The 21150-nt window shown below is 27.8% G+C and carries 22 protein-coding genes and 1 pseudogene; 19 read left to right on the top strand and 4 right to left on the bottom strand.

Annotated features, from left to right (window positions below; translation table 11 throughout):
* Positions 1-144: 144 nt before the first annotated feature.
* Both Q5O29_RS03570 and Q5O29_RS03565 read right to left on the bottom strand, forming a co-directional pair.
* Positions 145-762 carry a DUF4397 domain-containing protein gene (locus tag Q5O29_RS03570; protein ID WP_022211630.1) on the bottom strand — a complete coding sequence of 206 codons (618 nt, stop codon included), beginning with the start codon at positions 760-762 and terminating at the stop codon, positions 145-147.
* A gap of 12 nt (positions 763-774) precedes the next feature.
* Positions 775-1437 carry a hypothetical protein gene (locus Q5O29_RS03565; protein ID WP_302631689.1) on the bottom strand — a complete coding sequence of 221 codons (663 nt, stop codon included), beginning with the start codon at positions 1435-1437 and terminating at the stop codon, positions 775-777.
* A gap of 177 nt (positions 1438-1614) precedes the next feature.
* On the opposite strand from Q5O29_RS03565, the gene Q5O29_RS03560 reads away from it, so the two are divergent.
* The gene (locus Q5O29_RS03560) at positions 1615-2907 is read left to right on the top strand and encodes an aminotransferase class V-fold PLP-dependent enzyme (protein ID WP_022211628.1); all 1293 of its coding nucleotides are present in this window, start codon (positions 1615-1617) and stop codon (positions 2905-2907) included.
* A gap of 84 nt (positions 2908-2991) precedes the next feature.
* On the top strand, positions 2992-3396 hold the full coding sequence (locus Q5O29_RS03555) for a carboxypeptidase-like regulatory domain-containing protein (RefSeq protein WP_022211627.1): 405 nt from the start codon (positions 2992-2994) through the stop codon (positions 3394-3396).
* A gap of 51 nt (positions 3397-3447) precedes the next feature.
* Here Q5O29_RS03555 and Q5O29_RS03550 read toward each other — a convergent pair whose 3' ends face one another.
* Positions 3448-4638: a 6-phosphofructokinase gene (locus Q5O29_RS03550; protein ID WP_022211626.1), complete on the bottom strand. Its 1191-nt coding sequence runs from the start codon at positions 4636-4638 to the stop codon at positions 3448-3450.
* A 221-nt stretch (positions 4639-4859) separates the two neighbouring features.
* Here Q5O29_RS03550 and Q5O29_RS03545 point away from each other — a divergent pair, with 221 nt between their 5' ends.
* The 17 genes and pseudogenes from Q5O29_RS03545 to Q5O29_RS03465 all read left to right on the top strand — a co-directional run bounded on the left by Q5O29_RS03545 (position 4860) and on the right by Q5O29_RS03465 (position 20946).
* Positions 4860-5414, top strand: a complete 555-nt coding sequence (locus Q5O29_RS03545) for a manganese efflux pump (protein WP_022211625.1) — start codon at positions 4860-4862, stop codon at positions 5412-5414.
* A gap of 216 nt (positions 5415-5630) precedes the next feature.
* The gene (locus tag Q5O29_RS03540; protein ID WP_022211624.1) at positions 5631-8216 is read left to right on the top strand and encodes a 3'-5' exonuclease; all 2586 of its coding nucleotides are present in this window, start codon (positions 5631-5633) and stop codon (positions 8214-8216) included.
* Positions 8217-8288: 72 nt separating this feature from the next.
* Positions 8289-9059, top strand: coding sequence for a hypothetical protein (locus tag Q5O29_RS03535; RefSeq protein WP_022211623.1), 771 nt, complete (start codon positions 8289-8291; stop codon positions 9057-9059).
* Positions 9060-9075: 16 nt separating this feature from the next.
* Positions 9076-9864, top strand: coding sequence for a Fic family protein (locus tag Q5O29_RS03530; protein WP_022211622.1), 789 nt, complete (start codon positions 9076-9078; stop codon positions 9862-9864).
* Positions 9865-9885: 21 nt separating this feature from the next.
* Positions 9886-10560: a sensor histidine kinase gene (locus Q5O29_RS03525; RefSeq protein ID WP_370545595.1), complete on the top strand. Its 675-nt coding sequence runs from the start codon at positions 9886-9888 to the stop codon at positions 10558-10560.
* A 14-nt stretch (positions 10561-10574) separates the two neighbouring features.
* On the top strand, positions 10575-10841 hold the full coding sequence (locus Q5O29_RS03520) for a hypothetical protein (protein WP_022169264.1): 267 nt from the start codon (positions 10575-10577) through the stop codon (positions 10839-10841).
* Positions 10842-10894: 53 nt separating this feature from the next.
* Positions 10895-11293 carry a DUF6762 family protein gene (locus Q5O29_RS03515; RefSeq protein ID WP_022169263.1) on the top strand — a complete coding sequence of 133 codons (399 nt, stop codon included), beginning with the start codon at positions 10895-10897 and terminating at the stop codon, positions 11291-11293.
* Positions 11294-11331: 38 nt separating this feature from the next.
* A complete protein-coding gene (gene pepF / locus Q5O29_RS03510) occupies positions 11332-13128 on the top strand; it encodes an oligoendopeptidase F (RefSeq protein WP_186834701.1) in 1797 nt (598 codons plus the stop codon).
* Positions 13129-13130: 2 nt separating this feature from the next.
* On the top strand, positions 13131-14096 hold the full coding sequence (locus Q5O29_RS03505; protein WP_022211619.1) for a rhomboid family intramembrane serine protease: 966 nt from the start codon (positions 13131-13133) through the stop codon (positions 14094-14096).
* Positions 14093-14707, top strand: a complete 615-nt coding sequence (locus Q5O29_RS03500; protein ID WP_022211618.1) for a hypothetical protein — start codon at positions 14093-14095, stop codon at positions 14705-14707. Before Q5O29_RS03505 ends, Q5O29_RS03500 begins: the two co-directional genes overlap by 4 nt.
* Positions 14708-14743: 36 nt before the next feature.
* Positions 14744-15856, top strand: coding sequence for a glycosyltransferase (locus Q5O29_RS03495; protein ID WP_022211617.1), 1113 nt, complete (start codon positions 14744-14746; stop codon positions 15854-15856).
* 122 nt (positions 15857-15978) lie between these two features.
* A complete protein-coding gene (gene gdhA, locus Q5O29_RS03490) occupies positions 15979-17316 on the top strand; it encodes an NADP-specific glutamate dehydrogenase (protein WP_370545594.1) in 1338 nt (445 codons plus the stop codon).
* A 197-nt stretch (positions 17317-17513) separates the two neighbouring features.
* Positions 17514-18404 carry a choline/ethanolamine kinase family protein gene (locus Q5O29_RS03485; RefSeq protein ID WP_022211615.1) on the top strand — a complete coding sequence of 297 codons (891 nt, stop codon included), beginning with the start codon at positions 17514-17516 and terminating at the stop codon, positions 18402-18404.
* A gap of 4 nt (positions 18405-18408) precedes the next feature.
* Entirely contained in the window at positions 18409-19326 is a 918-nt protein-coding gene (locus tag Q5O29_RS03480; RefSeq protein ID WP_022211614.1) for a DMT family transporter, read from the top strand.
* 33 nt (positions 19327-19359) lie between these two features.
* Positions 19360-19520 (top strand): annotated as a pseudogene (locus Q5O29_RS03475) (sugar phosphate nucleotidyltransferase); the annotation flags it as partial.
* Between the two features lie 65 nt (positions 19521-19585).
* Positions 19586-20284, top strand: coding sequence for a helix-turn-helix domain-containing protein (locus Q5O29_RS03470; protein ID WP_022211613.1), 699 nt, complete (start codon positions 19586-19588; stop codon positions 20282-20284).
* Positions 20242-20946: an IS3 family transposase gene (locus Q5O29_RS03465; RefSeq protein WP_370545593.1), complete on the top strand. Its 705-nt coding sequence runs from the start codon at positions 20242-20244 to the stop codon at positions 20944-20946. The genes Q5O29_RS03470 and Q5O29_RS03465 overlap by 43 nt, the downstream gene beginning before the upstream one ends.
* Before the next feature lie 65 nt (positions 20947-21011).
* On the opposite strand, the gene Q5O29_RS03460 is transcribed toward Q5O29_RS03465, so the two are convergent.
* Positions 21012-21150 (bottom strand): IS3 family transposase (locus tag Q5O29_RS03460; RefSeq protein WP_302631702.1); only part of this gene is annotated, 139 nt, incomplete at its 5' end.

The raw sequence follows: 21150 nt of genomic DNA, 5'->3' as shown, positions 1-21150 counted from the left end.
TATACTATAATAAGAAATTTAAAGCTATTGTAAAAGTAAAGTAATAATCTAAGGTGGAAAAATAATTAATGAATATTTATGAAAAATAAAATTTAGGAACTGTGTTATTTGAATATTTAATTCAATTACAACAGTTCCTAAGTTTTATTGGTAGTCTACAGTAAGAAGATATCCCAGTTTTGGAGTATCATTAAATAGACCAATTATATAAATGGTATAGAAGTTGCCATTATCAAAAGAAATATTATTTATATATTTTTTAACGCTTTCATCTGAAGCAATGGTAACTTGTAAATTATAAATTCCAGAAGAAATCATATAGTAGCCTGTAGTTTCCAAATATTCCACACTATTAAAAAGCTCCGTATTGTTAGGCAACGAAAGGCTAAGCAATGGAGAATTAGGAGAAAGATTCATAAACCTAAGGAAAGTAGATATTTTGGTGGAAGGAACATTATCATCTTTAAGCCTAAAAAGATATAAGTTATCTTGTAATGTAACCACTGATATTGTGTAATTTGAACCATGAGTGATTGCTATATCTTGAGAAAGTAATGGTTTATCATAAGTACATGCAGCATATAATTGGAATTGGTAGCTACCAGCTGGTAGAGCAGAATATTTAGTCAGTTGGCTAAAGGATACATTTCTAGCAATGAGATTACCATTGGCATATATATCAATAGCAGTAGCAGTTGGAACAGCATGAAGTATTCTAATATTAGAATCAATAACAGGTGCATTTCTATTAAATAAACTCATTTAATCACCTACTTATTTATGTTCTAAAGTTATTTTAATAATTTTTTTAATTATTAAGGATGCAATAGGAAGTGGTATTCTGTAGGCTTTTAAGGTAGAAAGAATAGCAGAATTATCAGTTTTTATGCATTCAAATATATCATCAATTTCCTTATTAGAAACAGAATCCCTAGAGTCATCACCAGAGAATGATAAGTCAAAATTTCTTAAAATATCTAATGGATTTATAGAAGGAAGATAGTAACTTATATTGCGAGAATCGTTAGTATTATATGAATATAAATTATCAGAAGATGTTTCAGATGGAAATTCATTATTTAAGATATTTTCATTAGGTGACGTAATAGGTATAGTATTGCTGGTATCCATTGAAGGAATATTATTAGGATAAGGCATTGGTGGATAATATCCTGTGGTGTTATTGGAATTTAAAGTAGAATTAAGCAATGATGAATTAGTCATTAATGGACTATATTTAGATGAAGTTAATCCTAGAGGAGGGAAGCCTATATAAATATTATTACAATCACTATTTATGGAAATCCCATCTAAAGTATTTGGTGGAGTAATTGAATTTAGCTTCTCGTTGCCTATATTCAAGGAAGGATTAATATCTAAAGGTGTAAATTTTAAATCATTATTATTATTATTATTTTTTACTTTTTTCTTCTCCATTTTCATTTTTATCCTCCAGAAATAATTTATTAATAATGTATGAAAAAAATAATTTATCTGTTACTTAAGTTTATGAATGGGGCTTTATCCTTAGAAGTTTATAATAAAAATATAATAAAAAGAGGTAGTAGCAATGTCAAATTAGAATGAATAGTATGTAAGGGAGGGGAGAATGTCATGCGTAGAGATAATATAGATGAAATTAGAAAATTATTTATAGGTTTAGACAATAAGATTGTAATTAATGGAAAAAAACAAATTATTCCTATAAATTTCGATAATGCAGCTACTACTCCAGTTTTAAAAAAAGTTATGAGAGCTGTATTAAAAGCTAGTGAAAATTATGGATCTATTGCTCGTGGCGATGGACAAAAATCACAGTATAGTAGCGATTTATATGAGGAATGTAGAAGATACGTTATAGATTATTTTAATGCACCTCTAAATAAATATACAGCTATATTTGTAAGTAATACCACTGAAGGAATTAATAAATTGTCTAATATTTTAATTGAAAATAAAGATGATATAGTAATAACCAGCAGAATGGAGCATCATTCTAATGACCTTCCCTGGAGAGATAAGTGTGATTTGAAATATATAGAAGTTGATGAAAAAGGTCGCATAATCATGGAAGAGTTAGAAGAAATGTTTAATATTTATAAAGAAAGAATAAAGTATGTAACTATTACAGGTGCTTCTAATGTTTCTGGATATATTACTGATATAAGAAAGGTAGCTAAATTAGCCCATAAATATGGAGCAAAGGTTATAATTGATGGAGCTCAATTAGTACCACATAGGGAAGTAAATATGTGTGGAGAAGAAGATGATGATTATATAGACTTTTTAATATTTTCAGCACATAAGGTATATGCACCATTTGGTAGTGGTGCAATAATAGGTTTGAGGGATGAAATAGAGAAGTATCCACCGGATACCAAAGGTGGAGGAACTGTAGAGAGAGTTTTAGATGATCATTTAATATGGCTATCTACACCTGAGAAAAATGAAGCAGGAAGTCCAAATTTTTTCGGTGCAGTTGCATTAATGCAGGCCTTAAAAGAAATGAATAAAATTGGACTTGGGTTAATTGAAAATAATGAAAAGAAATTGCTGAAAATGTTGATTGATGGAATGAAAAATTTTTCAAGAGTAATTCTGTATGGTGACAATGAAAATATCGAAGATAAATTAGGGATAATGGTGTTTAATATAGATAGATTAGGATATGAGATGGTTGGAGAATATTTAGCTAGTATTAGAGGTATTGCAGTAAGACAGGGAGGATTTTGTGCACACCCGTATACACGAAGGCTACTTGGTATAAAGAGTGATGAAATAGAAGAATATATTGCAAGAAATGGTATGCCAGGAATGGTAAGGGTTAGCTTAGGAGCATATAATTCAGAAAAAGAAGTAAATATATTTTTAGAAACTATAGAATATATATGTAAAAAATGTTTGTAAATAATAATATATTTATTGCATTAAATTCACCCTTTTTGTAAATTTATCATACTTTATAGTATAACAACTTAGGAGGGAAATGTTATGAGCGGAAGAATAGGTAGTTGTACTTTTTCAACTGGGTGCAATCAGCAAATAAATGCTATAGCAAGAATAGAAAATGAAGATAGATGTGCAATATTAGGTACTGTAGTTAATAATTCTGGAAGAGCAATAGCAGATGCTGTAGTTGTATTATTAAAAGTTACTGATAGATGTTCAATTCCAACACCAATAACTCATACTTTTACAGATAGATATGGCCAGTTTGTATTTGGACCTTTATGCCCTAATACAACTTATATGCTAAAGATATATAAAGATGATATTAATGTAGATAATATCAATCTAATTTGTAATTGCCAAGTTGGTTCATGTTTAGGAAACAACAATTGCTGTTCTAATAGAAGCAGAGAGGGCTATAGAAAATCTGAAGATACTATTTTATAGAAATAAGTAAATAAAAGGCTCCAGTAATTAAACTAGAGCCTTTTGTTTATATTATTTATTAAATACCTTGAACTCTGGAAGAGGAGAAATTAGTGGTAGTAAATATTTAAGAGCTTGTGGTTCTATATGATTTCCCTTATCATTAATCCAGTCAGTTGGAAAGTATTTAATATTATTAGCAACTTTATCAGCTTCAATAAGTGAATAAGAAGTTTCATAGGGTTCATTAGAAGTTCTTTCAATTGTAACCATGTATCCACACTTTCCAGTAAGTGAATATTTTAATGCTTCATATCCAGCCTCATAAGCTTCCTTTAAATCTATTTCTGAAGAACAATGCATTGCACATCTTTGCAGTACGCCAAGCTCTAAAGACTTTACTCTTTTTGTTATGCCTGCATTTATAATAAGCTTCTTTAAGTAATTACCTACGCCACCTAATTGAGCATGCCCAAATTTATCATTGGCATCTGCTTGAATTTCAGAAATGAATTTTCCTTTTTTATCTTTGATACCTTCAGAAACAACTATGTATACTTGGTTTTGTTCTTTAAATTTATCTGTAACATCTTTTAAAAATATTTCAATATCAAAAGCTCTTTCTGGAAGATAAATAAAATCTGCAACTGACTTGCCATTCATTTGTGCTAATGCTCCAGCAGCAGCTAACCAGCCAGTATCTCTTCCCATGGTTTCTAATATGAATATACCATTGTTAGTATATACAGAAGAATCTAAATATGTTTCTAAAACTGAATTTGCAATAAATTGTGCAGCACTTCCAAAACCAGGAGTGTGATCTGTATACATTAAATCATTATCTATAGTTTTAGGAATACCTATAAATGTAATATCTATGCCAGTTTCTTTTGCATATCTACTAAGTTTGGCAGTGGTATCCATAGAGTCATTGCCACCTACATAGAAAAACGCTTTTATATCATTAGCCTTTAGTATGTCCAATAACTTGTCATATTCTTCAGTTGATTCATCTAAATCTTTCATTTTATATCTACATGAACCTAAGCCAGAAGATGGAGTAAATCTAAATTTATTAATTTCTTCATCACTATAAGAAGTTAAGTCAATTATATTACCGTTTAAAATACCTTCAATTCCATTTAAGCCTGCAAAAACCTTATTGTATGCTTTTAACTCTTTGTTTGCATTATAAAGTCCTACTACGCTTGAGTTTATTACAGAAGTCGGACCACCTGATTGTGCTATGATACAATTTGTCATTAAAATACACTCCTTTTCTATATATGCTATACTATTTAAAGTTAATTCGTAATACAATATATACTATACAACAAAAAATAGATAAATAAAAGTATTATTTTTATAATAAAATACAATATAATGTAAAAAAGTAAAAGTAAAATGAAAATATGTATCCAAGTAACATATGTAAAAATATTAGATAATACAATGTTATATAAGTATAATTTAGGAGTGTGCATATGAATATTAAAGATATTCTTATAGTTGGAGTAGCTTTGGCTATGGATGCATTTGGTATAACTATAAGTATTGGATTAAATAAACATGTAAATAGAAGCAAAAAAATAGGTTTCATTATATCTTTTGCATTATTTCAATTTTTATTTTTCTTTAGTGGCGCTATTATGGGCTTTTTATTTGAAAAATATATTACTGCAATTCCCAATATTATTGGAGGAATAGCCATAGGTATAGTAGGGGTAATGATGATAAGAGAGGGCTTTGAAAAAAATGAAAATGAAGATTTGGTTTTAAAAAATATTATGTATTTAATTTTAGGTGTCTCAGTAAGTATAGATGCCTTGGTAGTAGGATTTACTACAATAGGAACTACAATATCTTACGAAATAATTTTTCTTGATTCTATTTTTGTAGGAATCATAACTCTTATTATATGCACTGCAGGATTTTATTTTTGTCGTTTTATAAGAAGGATAAGTTTTGTTACTAAATATGCAGATTTTTTTGGAGGAATAATACTTATTTTATTTGCAATAAAAATGATATTCTTTTAAATAAAGAAATAATAAAATTTTTCTTTTATTGACACAAAATTGTAACAAAAACACTATAGGACTATTAACAATAGGAGCATTAATTATGTTAATGGATTATAGAAAAATATTACTGGAAAATAACACTTCCAGTAATATTTTTTATAATTTTATCTGTAGTTTATTTAATTTTAGATATAATTAAATGTAGTATATATTTTTTTTGGAGGTGTTTTTGTGGCACTAAATAGAGAGCAACTTACAGTTATTAATGAATTAAATGAAAATATTATGCTTTTAGCTTCTGCAGGAACAGGTAAGACTGAAACTTTAGCAAGAAGAGTTGCTAATATAATAGAAACTAAGAAGGCGCCTGGTGATGAAATATTATGTATTACCTTCACAAATAAGGCTTGTAAGGAAATGAAGGAAAGAGTGGAGCAGATTGTTGGTGCTGAAGGAAATAAGGTTAAGGTAAGAACTTTCCATAGTTTTTGTTTTGATATTATTAAGCAACAAGCTAAAAAGAGGACAGATATATTTACTGATTTTGTGGTTTTTGATGAAGATGATTGTATAGAAATAATAAAGACATGTAATTATTTTAACTTTCCTATTCCATTAATTCAAAGATTTTTAGATTTTATAAAGTTAGAAAGAGCAAGAAGAGATATTTATTCAGAAGATGAAAAAAAAGATTATGAAGAAGTAGTAAAGTTATCTTTTAAAGAAAATGAAGAGAAAATAAATAGTTTATGTTCAGATAGAGGTAATATAAATTTAAATTTAAAAAAATTTCTTAAGGAAAAAGGTCATATACTTATTAATAGTTATAATGGGACTTTACGTAATAATCATGCTGTTGATTTTGCCGATATAATTGTTAGTGTAAAAGAGCTATTTAAAGATGAACAGTTGATAGAGGCATTAAAAATCAAATATAAATATATAAATATCGATGAAGTACAAGATACTAGTTTATTGGAATATTCAATAATAGAAAAGATATTTGCCAATAACAATATTTTAATTTGTGGAGATATTTTTCAAACCATATATAAATGGAGAGGGTCAGAACCTGATAAGATATTTGACAAGTTTAAAAACAAATATAAACCAAAGGAAATTATCTTTGTAAAAAATTATAGGGCAACTAAGAATCTTACAGAGGCATCTTTATCATATTTAAAAAATGCCTTTGAAAATGAAGTAAATGAAATATATAAAGAAGAAATAAAGGCTTTTACGGAAGCTGAAGGTGAAAAGATTAAATATAAAGCTTTAAATAGCTCCATGGAAGAAGCAAGATTCATTGTGGATGAAATAAGAAGGCTACAAGCTAAAGGTGAAGATTTAAATAAGATAGCAGTACTAACAAGAGATAATAGATATAATGTTGAGCTTAGCAGAAACATTGAGAATATATTATCTAGAGAAGGAGCAGATTTTTCTTTTGCCTTAGTGGATCAGTTTAGATTCTTTAGAAGGCAGGAAATAAAAGATATTATTGCTTTTTTAAAGCTTATTGGCAATAAGAATGATGCAATTAGTTTAAAAAGAATTGTAAAAAGACTACCTACTGGTGTAGGAGATAAGGCTTTTGAGGCTATAGAATCTGATGAGTATAAATCAATAGGCATAAGCCTTTGTGATTATATTGATGAAAATACTGTTTTATTTGGTGAGAAATACGGGCTTTTAATCAATGAATTTGAAAATAATAATATTATTGTCTTTGATGTGGAAAGCACTGGTGTTGATGTTACTGAAGATGAAATAATTCAAATAGCAGCCATAAAGATAAATAAATATGGTGAGGTTACAGAAAAATTTGAAAAGTTCTTAAAGAATAAGAAGTCAGTAAAATCATCGGAGCATATTCATGGCTTTAGTGATAAATTCTTAATGGAAAATGGTGAAGATAAAGAAGTTGTATTAAAAGAGTTTATAGAATTTTCAAAGGATGCAATAATTGTAGGGCATAATGTACAATTTGATATAAATATATTAACTAGTGAATTAAGTAGATTAAATTTAGGAAAAGTAAAATTTAAAGGCTTTTTTGATACCTTAGATATTTATAAGAGATTTTATTCCAATTTACCTAATCATAAATTAGATACATTAAGCAGGATTTTTGAAACTGTTAACAAACCAAGCCATGATGCTATGGATGATATTTTAGCCACAAAAGAACTTTTAGTGATGGCAATAAAAAATAAGATAAAACCTACATCACTAGAGAGAATTGCTCATATGTCAAAGCATATGAAGGCTTTTACAGCTATAAGAAATAAGTTAAATGCTTTATTTATTAAGGCTGAATCTTTAAGACCATGTGATATTGTGGCTGAAGTTATTAATGGGTTTAGTATAAAGACCTTATATCCAGGAGAAGAGGGACGTGAAAAAATAGAGCGTCTGAGGGATTTTTATATGCTTTTAAAGGAGTTAGATGAAGAAGAAAAGAGCAATAGGGATGCTCTTATGGAAATAATTAAGATCACTGCATTATCTAATGGCGATTTAGAAGCACTTATTATAAATAGAAGCAAATTTACTAAGATACCTATAATTACAGTGCATCAGTCAAAGGGACTAGAATATGATACGGTATTTTTAGCAGGACTAAAGGAAAATACTTTCCCTTCATATATGTCAGTGAAAGCAAATAATATTGATGAAGAAAAAAGGACTTTTTATGTTGCTATCACTAGAGCAAAGAAAAGGCTTTATATGACATGCAGTCTTGAAGGAGCTTATGGAAGAAGAGGAGAAGAAAGTAGGTTTATAAAGCTAATAGATTATAAATACTTAGGTTAATTAAGAGTTATGGAATAAATTAATGGAGTTTAAAAAAATTAGAAATTAAATATAAGTAGCTAAGAGGTAAAAATGAGGAAGATAAGTAAGGCAATAGATTTGTTAAAGACAAAATATAAAATGGTAAGGAAACAGAAAATCTATCAAGGCAAAAAATATAAGGTTAAATATATATTAGAAGAAAATAAAAATTCAGAAGTTTTATTAGTTCTTTTTACTTCATGCACAGCTAAAGGACAAAATGCTAGATATAACTATATGAGAACAGTTGAAAATTATGATGTTAATAAGCTTTTTATCTTAGATGATTTTGGCTTTGATGGACGAGGGGCATATTATTTAGGAAAAGATAAGGATTTTAAGATTGCAGAAGATGTACAAGGTTTGATAAACAGCATTTGCAATAAGATAAAGCCTAAAAAAGAAGTTTATATAGGTTCAAGCAAAGGTGCTTATGGAGCATTATATTTTGCTTTAGATAGAAAGAACACTTATGTTATTGCAGGGGCGCCTCAATATATGTTAGGTAATTATTTAAATTTACCAGGCCATAAAGAAATTTTAGAATATATTATGGGAAATACATGTGAAGAATCCATAGAGTATTTAAATGTGCTTATGGAGAAAAAATTAGAAGAAAGCACTAAGAATAATACTAAGATATTCTTACATTATTCCAGTGAAGAGGAAACTTATGAAAGTGATTTAAAGCCCTTGGTTAATGAGCTTAATAAATTAAATTATGATTGTGAGTTTGATGTGATGAAATATAATAGTCATGCCGAACTTACAAATTATTTTCCTAAATATATTCGAAATTGTATAGAAGAAATAATATTATGATAGGGAGGTTAGTAAGATGTCAGATGATTTTAAAGCTAGAGATGTTCAGTTTTTTACTAATTTTAAAAAAGTAAAATTTAAAAGTTATAATGTGAAAAATTGTAGGCTTTCGCAAGATGAAATGATTAAGATTATAGAAACATACAGATATAGGCCATTTAATGATAGAATTGCATATTTAGAGGTATATACATCTAATAAAATAGAAGGTAATACCTTAACAAAGGGTCAAACAAAAGCTGTACTTGAAGGAATTGCTCAAGATGCTGATTTAAGATCACAAACTGAAGTAATACAATTAAATAGGGCTATAAGAGATAATTTTTCTATAAATAATGATTTAAGTTTAGAACTTATCTGTAGAATTCATAAAGATATAACATTTAATACATTAGAAAATAGTGAATGGGAAGGAAAAATTAGAAGTAGTCAGGTATATATTTCAAATAGCCTAATTAATCCACCGCTAGCAGAAAAGGTTAAAGAGCAGTTAAATGAAGCTATAGATAGATTTAATAATAGTGATAAAGAGTTAATAGATATTTTTAAATTTAAGTTAGATTTTGTAAGAGTACATCCATTCATGGATGGTAATGGTAGGTTATCAAGGCTTATTATGAATGGTCTTTTAACTGCTAAGAGTTATCCAAGAATAATTATTAGAAACCAAGATAAAGGCTTTTACTATGATGCAATAGAAGATTCATTAAAAGTTGGTAAATATGATGCATGGCTTAAGTTTATGTTAACATATATGAAATTTATGTGTGAGTTAGAGGATACGTTTTTATTAGATATAGAATAAGGATTTTAAAGAATAAAGTGAATTTTAAAAGATATAATAAGCGATATATCACATCAATTAAAGACACCTCTTGCGGCACTTATATCTTATAATGATATTTTAAAAAATCATGAAAGTATGTCTGTAGAAGATAAAAATATGTTTATAGAATTTACTTCAAAGCAATTAGATAGAATGGAATGGCTTATAACAACCTTATTAAAATATGCCAGAATAGAAAGTAATGTTGTGAAATATAATAAAGATACAATACCATTAAAAGAAACTATAGTTAATGTCATAGGACCTCTAAGGTTAAAAGCAGAAGAAAAAAGTCAAAAAATAATTTTAAATTGTCATAGCCAAGGATATTATCTTCATGATAAAAAATGGATGGAAGAGGCTATTAGTAATATTATAAAAAATGCTATTGAACATACAGAAAATAATGGTATTATAGATATAAAATTAGAAGAAACACCTTTATCTATAGGAATTTCAATAAAGGATAATGGAGAAGGCATAAAAAAGGATGAACTTAGAAAAATCTTTAATAGATTTTATAAAGGAGAAAATTCATTGAATCCTACCAGTATAGGTATTGGCTTGTCATTAAGCCGTAAAATAATAGAGGCACATAACGGCACTATTACAGTGGAAAGCCAGCTTAATAAAGGTACTACATTTTATATAACATTTTTAAAAGGAATAATATAAGGAGAGATTAACAAATGAGAAGCGATAAAATAGAAGAGTTAATGGACATTTATGAAACACTAGTGGATGCAGGAGTAACTTTTTATTATGAAGATGAAGAAATTTCTCATGGAGAAGTAACAAGTCTTACTTTTAATGAAGATGATACTGTGGATATAGAATTAGATGAGTCAGAAAACTTTACTGTAGAAGTAAAAGATTTCATTAATAATCACTCAAAAGAAGGAATGAATTATCATTGTTTTGAAACAGTAAGAAAATTTGATAAACTTTTAAGCTAATATTATAATAAAAATATATGAAAATTTTACAAGAGAGAAATAGGAGAAATGCAATGGATTATTCAAGTTTAATATTAATGGAAAGAGATAATGAAACAGGATTTGTATCGAAGGAGGTTGGAAGTTTTCAAGTTTCAGAAGGTGCTGAATTTGTAAAAAACTTCTATGTAAAAGGTGATACAGTTTACTTCATATTTGATACAAAAGAGGATGTAGAAGAATGGCAATATTCTGCTATTTATGATTTATTTGATTATGAATTATTTAAAGGTGAAGGGTTAGATATAGAGGATATAGAAGATGAATATAATCCAACATTTTTAGTAAAGTTTGAATATAAGGATGATTATGATTATTTAAAAGAAAAATTAGATCTTTGTATAGAATTAGTTGAAGAATCAATGGAAAAGGTATTTAAGGATATTGAGGGAAAAGAAGAAGAGTATAAATAAGAAAGGAGTGCTACAGTATAGATTGTAGCGATATGGCTATGGACGATAAGGTTTTAAAGAAAAGAGAGGAAATAAGAGAAGAAGATAAATGGCTTGTAAATGAAATATACAGCAATGATGAAGTATGGGAAAAGGAATTTGAAGAGCTTAAAACAGAAGCACCTAAATTAAAAGAATTTCAAGGAAAGCTTGGTTCTGGAGAAAAGCTATTAGAATACTTTGAAGTAAATGAAAAAATATCTAGAAAAGCAGAAAAGATTTATGTATATGCACATTTAAGAAGTGATGAAGATACGGCCAATACTAAGTATCAAAGCATGATGAATAGAATAGATGCCTATATGGCAGAGTATGCTACATATTCAGCTTACTTTGTACCAGAAATTCTTTCATTGGAAGATGGATTTGTTGAAAAAGAAATAGAAAGATTAGATGGCTTAAAAGAATATAAATTCTTATTGGAAAATATTTTAAAAGAAAAACCACATGTTTTAAGTGAAAAGGAAGAAGAATTGTTAGCAGCAGCATCAGATTGTCTTGATTCAGCATCTTCTATTCATAATATAATGACCAATGCAGATATGAAATTTGGTGATATTAAAGATGAAGAAGGGCACACTGTGGAATTAACAGAAGGAAACTATTCTTCATTTATAAGATCAAAGGATAGAGCTGTTAGAAAAGCTGCATTTGAAGGACTATTTAAAGAATATAAGGCATTTGAAAATACTTTAGCAACCACTTTATCAAGTTCTATCAAGACTTTCAATTTTGGAGCTAAAATAAGAAATTATAATAGCGCTTTAGAGGCATCATTAAAACCAAATGATATACCAGTTGAAGTATATACTAATGCTATTAAGACAATAGATGAGAATTTATCAAGTCTTCATAGATATGTTTCATTAAAGAAGAGATTATTAGGTTTAGATGAAATGCATATGTATGATTTATATGTTTCTGTGATTGAGCTTGATAAGGAACATATAGAGTTTGATAAAGGTGTAGAAATGATTGTTGAAGGGCTTGCACCTTTAGGAAAAGAATATTTAGATATATTTACTCAAGGAATTAAGGATGGTTGGGTAGATAAATATATGAATAAGGGTAAAAGAGGTGGAGCATATTCATGGGGTGGATATGATACTAAACCATATGTACTTTTAAATTATAATTATCAATTAGGTGATGTATCAACATTAGCTCATGAAATGGGTCATTCAATACATTCATATTACTCAAGAAAAGAGCAAAGCTATTATTATGCAGGATATACTTTATTCTGTGCAGAAGTAGCATCAACTACCAATGAAGCTCTTTTAATCCATCATTTAATAAATACTGAAAAGGATAAAAAGAGAAGATTATATTTAATTAATCAAGAGTTAGAGCAAATCAGAACTACTGTATTTAGACAAATGATGTTTGCTGAATTTGAACTTTGGACTCATGAAAGCTTTGAGCAAGGAATGGCTTTAACAGCTAAAGATTATAATGAAAAATGGCATGAGTTAAATGTTAAATATTTTGGTGAAGATATGATAGTTGATGAAGATATAGATGTTGAATGGTCAAGGATTCCTCACTTTTTCAGCGATTTTTATGTATATCAATATGCAACAGGATATGCAGCAGCATCAGCTTTTGCTAAGAATATCTTAGATGGAAAAGAAAATGCTGTAGAAAAGTATGTAGGATTTTTAAAGAGTGGTGGAAGTGATTATCCAATAGAGATATTAAAGAAAGCTGGTGTGGATATGACTACATCTATGCCACTACAAGCAACTATTGATAGATTTAATGAATTATTAGAGATGTTAGAGAAAGAAATATAGTAATGGATAAATTTGAAAAAAAGTTTTTTAATACTTTAGTAAGCAAATCAGGTTTTTATATTAGAAGTTTTTATAGTGAAAGCCTTAAAAAAGAACAGTGGATAGCAATTTTAGAAAATGAAAAGGTACTTTACGCTATAGTGATAGTAGAAAATTCATATAATGTTTCACTTTATGATGAGGCATATAGATATCTTAAATCTTTTAGCAATAAAAATTTTGTCATAAATGAAATTGTAACCACAGATGGTTCTTATAATTATTATGAACATGATAATATGCTTATTTATTCATTAAGAGATAAGAAAGTAGTTTACAGCAGTAGTAGTTGTAAACTACTTATTCCTATCATTAATGAAATGAATATTACAAAAAACAGAAATAATAAAAGAAATAAACATATGATGTTGACTAACATATTAATAGCGATTAATTTGTTAGTATTTTTAATATCTGCCTGGATTTCAAAAAATATATTTAATATAGATATAGATACTTTAATAATCATGGGAGCAAAAGTAAATTCACTTATTGATAAAGGGCAGGTTTGGAGATTAATAACTTGTGCATTTCTTCATGGAGGATTAGTTCATATATTTTTTAATATGTATGCTTTAAAAATATTAGGACCAGAAATTCAGTATGTTTATGGAAAAATAAAGTATTTAACAATATATTTATTATCAGCTATTGCAGCAAGTATATTTAGTTATATTTTTGGACCACAATCAGTTTCAGTAGGAGCTTCAGGAGCTATATTTGGATTGCTTGGTGCAATACTTATATTTGGTATAAAGCATAGAAAACAAATAGGAAAAGCATATATGATGAATATTTTACAAGTTATATTTGTAAATGTAGTAATAGGTATAAGTACTAGCAACATTGATAATGCAGCTCACTTTGGTGGGCTTATTATTGGAGCATTAATAGCATTATTATTAGGTGAAGGAGAGAATTTTAAATGACCATTAAAAAAAATAAACCATTTTTAGTTAATCTTATTTATATGGTGGTATTAATTATAACATTTGTATATAAGTATGCGATTAAAGATTATGATGAGTTGTTTAGAATAGGTTTATCTGCAGTTACAGCATGGATGGCTTATTTTGTATGTAAAATAACATTTTTAAAGAAATCTGAAATAAGTTTTTATGTAATACTATCATTTACTATTTGTGCCATATATCTAGGTAATGTATGGGATTTATATAGAATAGTGCCTATTTATGATAAATTATTACACTTATTATCAGGTATAATAATTGCTATCATAGGGTTTATATTATTCTTACATTTAAATAATGGAAAAATTAAAGGTGATTTTAATACTTATTTTGCAGTTATATTTTCAATTTTATTTTCAATTGCAGCTGCAGGAGTATGGGAGATATGGGAATTTTCCACTGATATGCTTTTTGGATTTCATTCACAAAATAATAGCCTTATAGATACAATGATGGATATTATATGTGGAAGCATTATGGGCATAATAACTAATATACCTATATATCTATACATCAAAGGAAAAAATATATCTTTTATAGAAAATATTATTAAGGAAATGAATAGATAGAGTAAGAAACTATAGAAATAGTTATGGAGGAATAAAATGAATGTGCTCATACTGACTGCATCTACCGGTGGTGGCCACATAAGGGCTTCAAATGCTTTGAAAAGTTATTTTAAGGAAAAAGATAATGCCATCAACGTAAATGTAGTGGATACTTTTAAGTATATTAATCCGTTACTTGATAAGACAGTAACAAATGGATATTTATATCTAGCAAAGAAAACTCCTAAATTATATGGAAAGCTATATAAATTAAGCAATGATAAACCTATGATGAATAATTATGTTAATAGGATGAATAGTATATTTGCCAAAAAGTTAATTCCTCTTATTGAGGAATTTAAACCACAAATAATACTTACGACTCATCCTTTTTCTACGGAAATGATTGCATATTTAAAAGATAAAAAAAAGATAAATGTACCTTTGATATGTATTATGACAGATTATGGTCCACATAATGCTTGGATAAGAGATAATGTAAATGAATATATAGTATCTAATGATGATATGATGAAGGAAATGATAAAATCCGGTGTAGGTAAAGATAAGATACATTCTTTTGGTATCCCTATAGAAAATGATTTCTATGATGATAAAAAGAATAGCATTTATATGAATGATGTAAATTTAAATCATCATAAGAAAGTTGTTCTTATGATGGCAGGAAGTTTTGGTGTAAAAAATATACTTGGAATTTATGAAGATATTATAGATATTGACTATGATTTTGAATTAATTATAGTTACAGGTAGAAATAAAAAGCTTTATGAAAAGTTTCAAGAAAAGGTTGCTTTAAGTGAAAAGGATGTAAAGCTTATATACTTTACAGAGGAAATTGTTAAGTATATGAAGTGTGCCGATATGATAATCACTAAACCTGGAGGTCTTACAGTAACTGAAGCATTAGCTTGTAATATACCTTTGGTAATCTTTGATGCAATACCAGGCCAAGAGGAAGAAAATGCAGATTTTCTTATTAAGAATAATATGGCTGTAAGATTAAGCAGTAACGATAAAAGCATAAGAAACACCATTGAAGTTTTATTAACTAATGATGAAAAATTAGAAACAATGAAAAAAGCATGTATTGCTTTTGATAAAAGTAAATCTTGCGAAAATATATTTAGTTTAATAAAAGAAATAAAATAATAAAAAAGTAAAGAGAGATTTTATAAAATATTAAAAATTTTACAAAACATTACTTTTTTGCTTTGAAAAGGGGTATAATATAAAGTGAAAAAATTTTAAGGGGGCTTATAAAGGTGAGAGGAATTGAATATGTAAATGACGTACTTTTACAAGTAGAGAGAAGAAATAGCGGTGAAAAGGAATTTAATGATGCTGTTAAGGAAGTATTAACTTCAATTGCACCAGTATTAGATGCACATCCAGAATATATTGAAGCTGGTATTCTAGAAAGGGTAGTTGAACCAGAGAGACAAATATTTTTTAGAGTTCCATGGGTAGATGATCAAGGGAAAGTACAAGTAAATAGAGGATATAGAGTGCAATTTAATAGTGCTATTGGACCATATAAAGGTGGCTTAAGATTACATCCAACTGTTAATGCAAGTATTATTAAATTTTTAGGTTTTGAACAGATATTTAAAAACTCCTTAACAGGACTTCCAATAGGTGGAGGAAAAGGTGGATCGGATTTTGATCCTAAAGGTAAATCAAATGGCGAAGTTATGAGATTTTGTCAAAGTTTTATGGCAGAGCTTTATAAACATATAGGACCTGATACTGATATTCCAGCTGGTGATATTGGAGTTGGTGGAAGAGAAATTGGTTATCTTTATGGATATTATAAAAAGCTAAGAAATGCAAGTCATATGGGCGTTTTGACAGGTAAGGGCTTAAATTATGGTGGTAGCCTTACTAGAACAGAAGCTACAGGATATGGATTAGTGTATTTTACAGAAGAAATGATGAATGCTAACAATATTTCTTTTTCAGGTAAGAAAGTTGTAATTTCTGGCTCAGGAAATGTAGCTATATATGCCACTGAAAAAGCTACAGAACTAGGAGCTAAAGTTGTTGCCATTAGTGATTCTAATGGATATATCTATGATGAAAATGGAGTTAATTTAGATGCTGTAAAGGAAATAAAGGAAGTTAAGAGAGGAAGAATAAAGGAATATTTAGATTATGTACCTACTGCTGAGTATCATGAAGGATGTAGAGGTATATGGCATATTAAATGTGATGTTGCTCTTCCATGTGCTACACAAGGTGAAATAGATTTAGAATCAGCTAAGGTATTAATTGCTAATGGGACAAAAGTTGTTTCAGAAGGTGCTAATATGCCTACAACATTAGATGCTATAGAGGAATTACAAAATGCAGGTGTACTGTTTGGACCAGCTAAGGCTGCTAATGCTGGTGGAGTTGCTTGTTCTGCTCTTGAAATGTCACAAAACAGCATGAGATTATCATGGACATTTGAAGAAGTAGATGCAAAATTAAAAGATATAATGACCAATATTTATAAAAACTCCGCAGAAGCAGCTAAAGAATATGGCTGTGAAGGAAATATATTAGCTGGTGCCAATATAGCAGGTTTTATAAAGGTTGCAGATGCGATGATGGCACAAGGAATAGTTTAATAATGTAATATCCAAACATTTTTTATAGAGAGATAATATATCTTTACCTAGCCAATAAAGGGTAATAATTAGATAAGTTTTTATCTAAGTTATTTTTAAGATATAGTAATCTCTCTATTTATATTTAATCTCATTTTTGATATAATTAATTTCAGCATTAAATATATAATAATATAAACTAATTCTTGAGGTTTTTAATGAAATATTTAGATAAAAAATATATAAATGAAATAGTGTGCAATTCACTAAATATAAATAAAGAAGAAATAAAGAAAATTGTATCTATGGTAGGGATGACTAATAGAAATTTTAAAGTTTTTATTAAAGATACGTGGTATGCATTAAGAATACCAACATCTGGAACAGGGGATATGATAAATAGAAAAGAAGAATATAATAATATTATTTATGCTAATAAGATAGGATTAGATTCTGGTTTAATTTATTTTAATAAAGGTACTAGAGTAAAAATTTCTAAATTTATAGAAAATTCAGAAGCATTAAATCTTAATTCATCTAAAAAAATAGAGAATATTGAAATGGGATGCTCTATATTAAGAAAGCTTCATATATCAAAAGAAAAAATGAAAAATATATTTGATATATATTCAAAAATTGAATTATATGAAAAATTATCAAAACAGAAAAATGCACTATTTTTCAAAGATTATTACAACATAAAAGAAAGAGTATATTTATTAAAAGATATTATAGATGATATAAAATTAGTTCCTTGTCATAATGATACAGTATCAGAAAATTTTATTAAAAATAGGGAAAATAAAATGTATTTAATAGATTGGGAATATGCAGGAATGAATGATCCAATGTGGGATTTAGCAGCATATTGTTTGGAAAATAATTTTACAGAAAATGAGGAAGAGTTATTTTTAAAAACTTATTTTAAAGGAAATGTAGAAGATAAGTATACTAAAAGAATTTTGATTAATAAAATATATCAAGATTTTCTATGGAGTATATGGATTACTATAAAGGAAGCTAATGGTGATTATTTTGGACAGTATGGAATAAATAGATATAATAGGGCTAAAGAAAATTTGAAAAAAGTATTTGAATTAATGGTGTAATAATATGATATATGGTTTATTATCTGGTATATTATGGGCTATGGATACTGTTTTAATGGGTATTATAATAACATCAGAATACTTTACAAAAACAAATAAAATAATATTTTTAGCTCCTTTTATTAGTGCCTTTTTACATGATATGTTTTCATCTTTATGGATGACATTATATATGATAATTAAAAAAAAATTATCTAAAGTTATTAAAATATTAAAAACTAAGAATGGAAAAATAATAATGTTGGCTTCAATATTAGGGGGGCCAATTGGGATGACATCATATCTTTTGTCAATTAATTTTGTAGGAGCTTCATATACTGCAATGATTTCTGCAATATATCCAGCTATTGGAGCATTATTTTCAAATATATTTTTAAATGAAAAAATAAATAAGACATCTTTAATTGGATTGCTAATTAGCATTATTGGAATAATAATTTTAGGATATTCTAAAGGTAATGAAGAAACTAGTTCTATACTAGGATTAATTTTTGCTATATCATGTGTAATTAGCTGGGCATTAGAAGCTGTTATTTGTGCTTATGGAATGAAAGATAATGATATTTTACCTGAAGAATCATTACAAATTAGACAATTTATATCAGCAGTAACATATGGAATTTTTATAATTCCAATAATTAATGAATTGAGGGTTACATTGGAAATAATAAGTACTTCAATTAACAGTTATATATTTTTAATATCATTATTAGGAACCTCTTCATATATATTTTATTATAAGGCAATTAATAGGATTGGAGTTACTAGGGCAATGGCACTAAATATAAGTTATGCAGCATGGTCAGTGCTTATGGAAATAGTGTTATTAGGACATAAGATAAATATAAAGTCAGTAATTTCTTGTGTTTTAATTATAATTGGTTCAATATTTACAGTTATAGATATTAATAAAAAAGAATAATATTTTTTAAGAGAGAAAGTAAGGGAAAATAAGATGAGGGATATAATTTTGGCAGCAGGAATGGGGAGTAGATTGAGACCATTAACATTAAATACGCCCCCAAGCCATTAATTAAAATAAATAATGAAAGTATAATTGAAAGGCAAATAAAATTTATTAGAGAAATAGGAATAAATGAAATAATAGTTGTGACATGATGATATGATACCTCTAAAGTAGACACGGTAAATAACCAAAATCTACTTTGGAGGTATTTTTTATGGGTAGAAAATTTAAGTACTTACCAGAAGATAAAATTCAAGCAGCTAAAGATTATCTTTCAGGTAGAAAAAGTACTAAAGAAATATGTAGTGAGCTAGGAATAAGATACAACAGTAATAAAGGAAATATAGTACGTATTTGGGCAAGAAAATATCAAGAATTAGGAGAAATGAGTTTTTATGATAAGCCTCATAATAAATCATACTCTTCTAGATTGAAAATTGAAGCAGTAGAATCTTATTTAAGAGGAGAAGGCAGTAAACAAGACATTTGTTTTAAATATGAAATTTTAAGTCCTAGTATTTTAGGAAGATGGATTAAAAAGTATAATAGCAATATAGAACTTAAAGATTATAAATCAAAGTGGGAGGTCTATATGGCTAAAGGAAGAAAAACAAGTAAAGAAGAACGTGTAGAAATTGTTAAATACTGCATTAATAATGAAAGAAATTATAAGGAAGCTGCTGATAAGTATAAAGTTTCTTATAATCAAGTTTATACATGGGTAAAGAAATATGATTCTAACGGCGATGCTGGACTAATTGATAAACGTGGTCATCATAAGAAAGATGATGAGGTTGATGAGCTTGAAAGGTTGCGTAGAGATAACAATCGTCTTAAGCGTCAGCTAGAAGAAAAAGATATGGTGATAGAATTGTTAAAAAAAGTACAGGAAATCGAAGGGAGGCGATATTAGCCAGAGGAAAATTAGAGCCTAAATATCTAGCAATTAAATTTTTTAAAGACGAAAAGGATTGGGATATAATTTGGATGTGTAAACAACTTGAAGTCTCTAGAGCCGGTTATTATAAATGGCTTCATAGAAAAGAAACAAAAGAAGAAGTTGAAAATAAGCAATTAGCAATTTGGATTAAAGAATATGATGATAAGTATAATCATATCTTAGGGTACCGTAGAATGACAAATTGGATTAATCGAGATAAAGGAACTTCTTTTAGCAAAGGCCGAGTACAAAGAATAATGAATTTATTAGGAATCAAAGCTTTAATTAGAGCAAAAAGGAAAAAGTATAAAGGGTCGACATCTAAAGCAATTGCTGAAAATGTATTACATCGTGAATTTTTAGCAACAAAACCAAATGAAAAATGGGCAACTGATGTTACCGAATTTAAAATTCCTGCTTCTAATAAAAAGCTTTATTTAAGTACGATTATTGATTTATATGATAGAACAATAGTTTCATATATTCTTAGTAACCGTAATAATAATAAACTTGTATTTGATACATTAGATTTGGCAATAGAGTCTAATCCTGGAGCTAAACCGTTAGTTCATAGTGATAGAGGTTTCCAATATACTCATAAATTATTTCAAAAAAAATTCAAAAAAATAAGATGATACAATCAATGTCTAGAGTAGGTTGGTCTTATGTCAATATTTTAGACACAAAAAGTCAAACTTTTTTATGCTGCACTTCTAGCTAATAATTCACATTGATCTGGAGTCATGTAATTAATAGAAGAGTGTAGCCTTTTTCTGTTATACCAACCTTCAATATATTTAAAAACAGCCATATTAGCTTCTTCGAAGGTACGATATGTA

The organism is Clostridium sp. CAG:265 (assembly GCF_000436575.1).
GTDB classification, from domain to species: Bacteria; Bacillota; Clostridia; order Clostridiales; family Clostridiaceae; genus Clostridium; species Clostridium lentum.
This window is presented reverse-complemented; position numbering and strand designations above follow the sequence as displayed.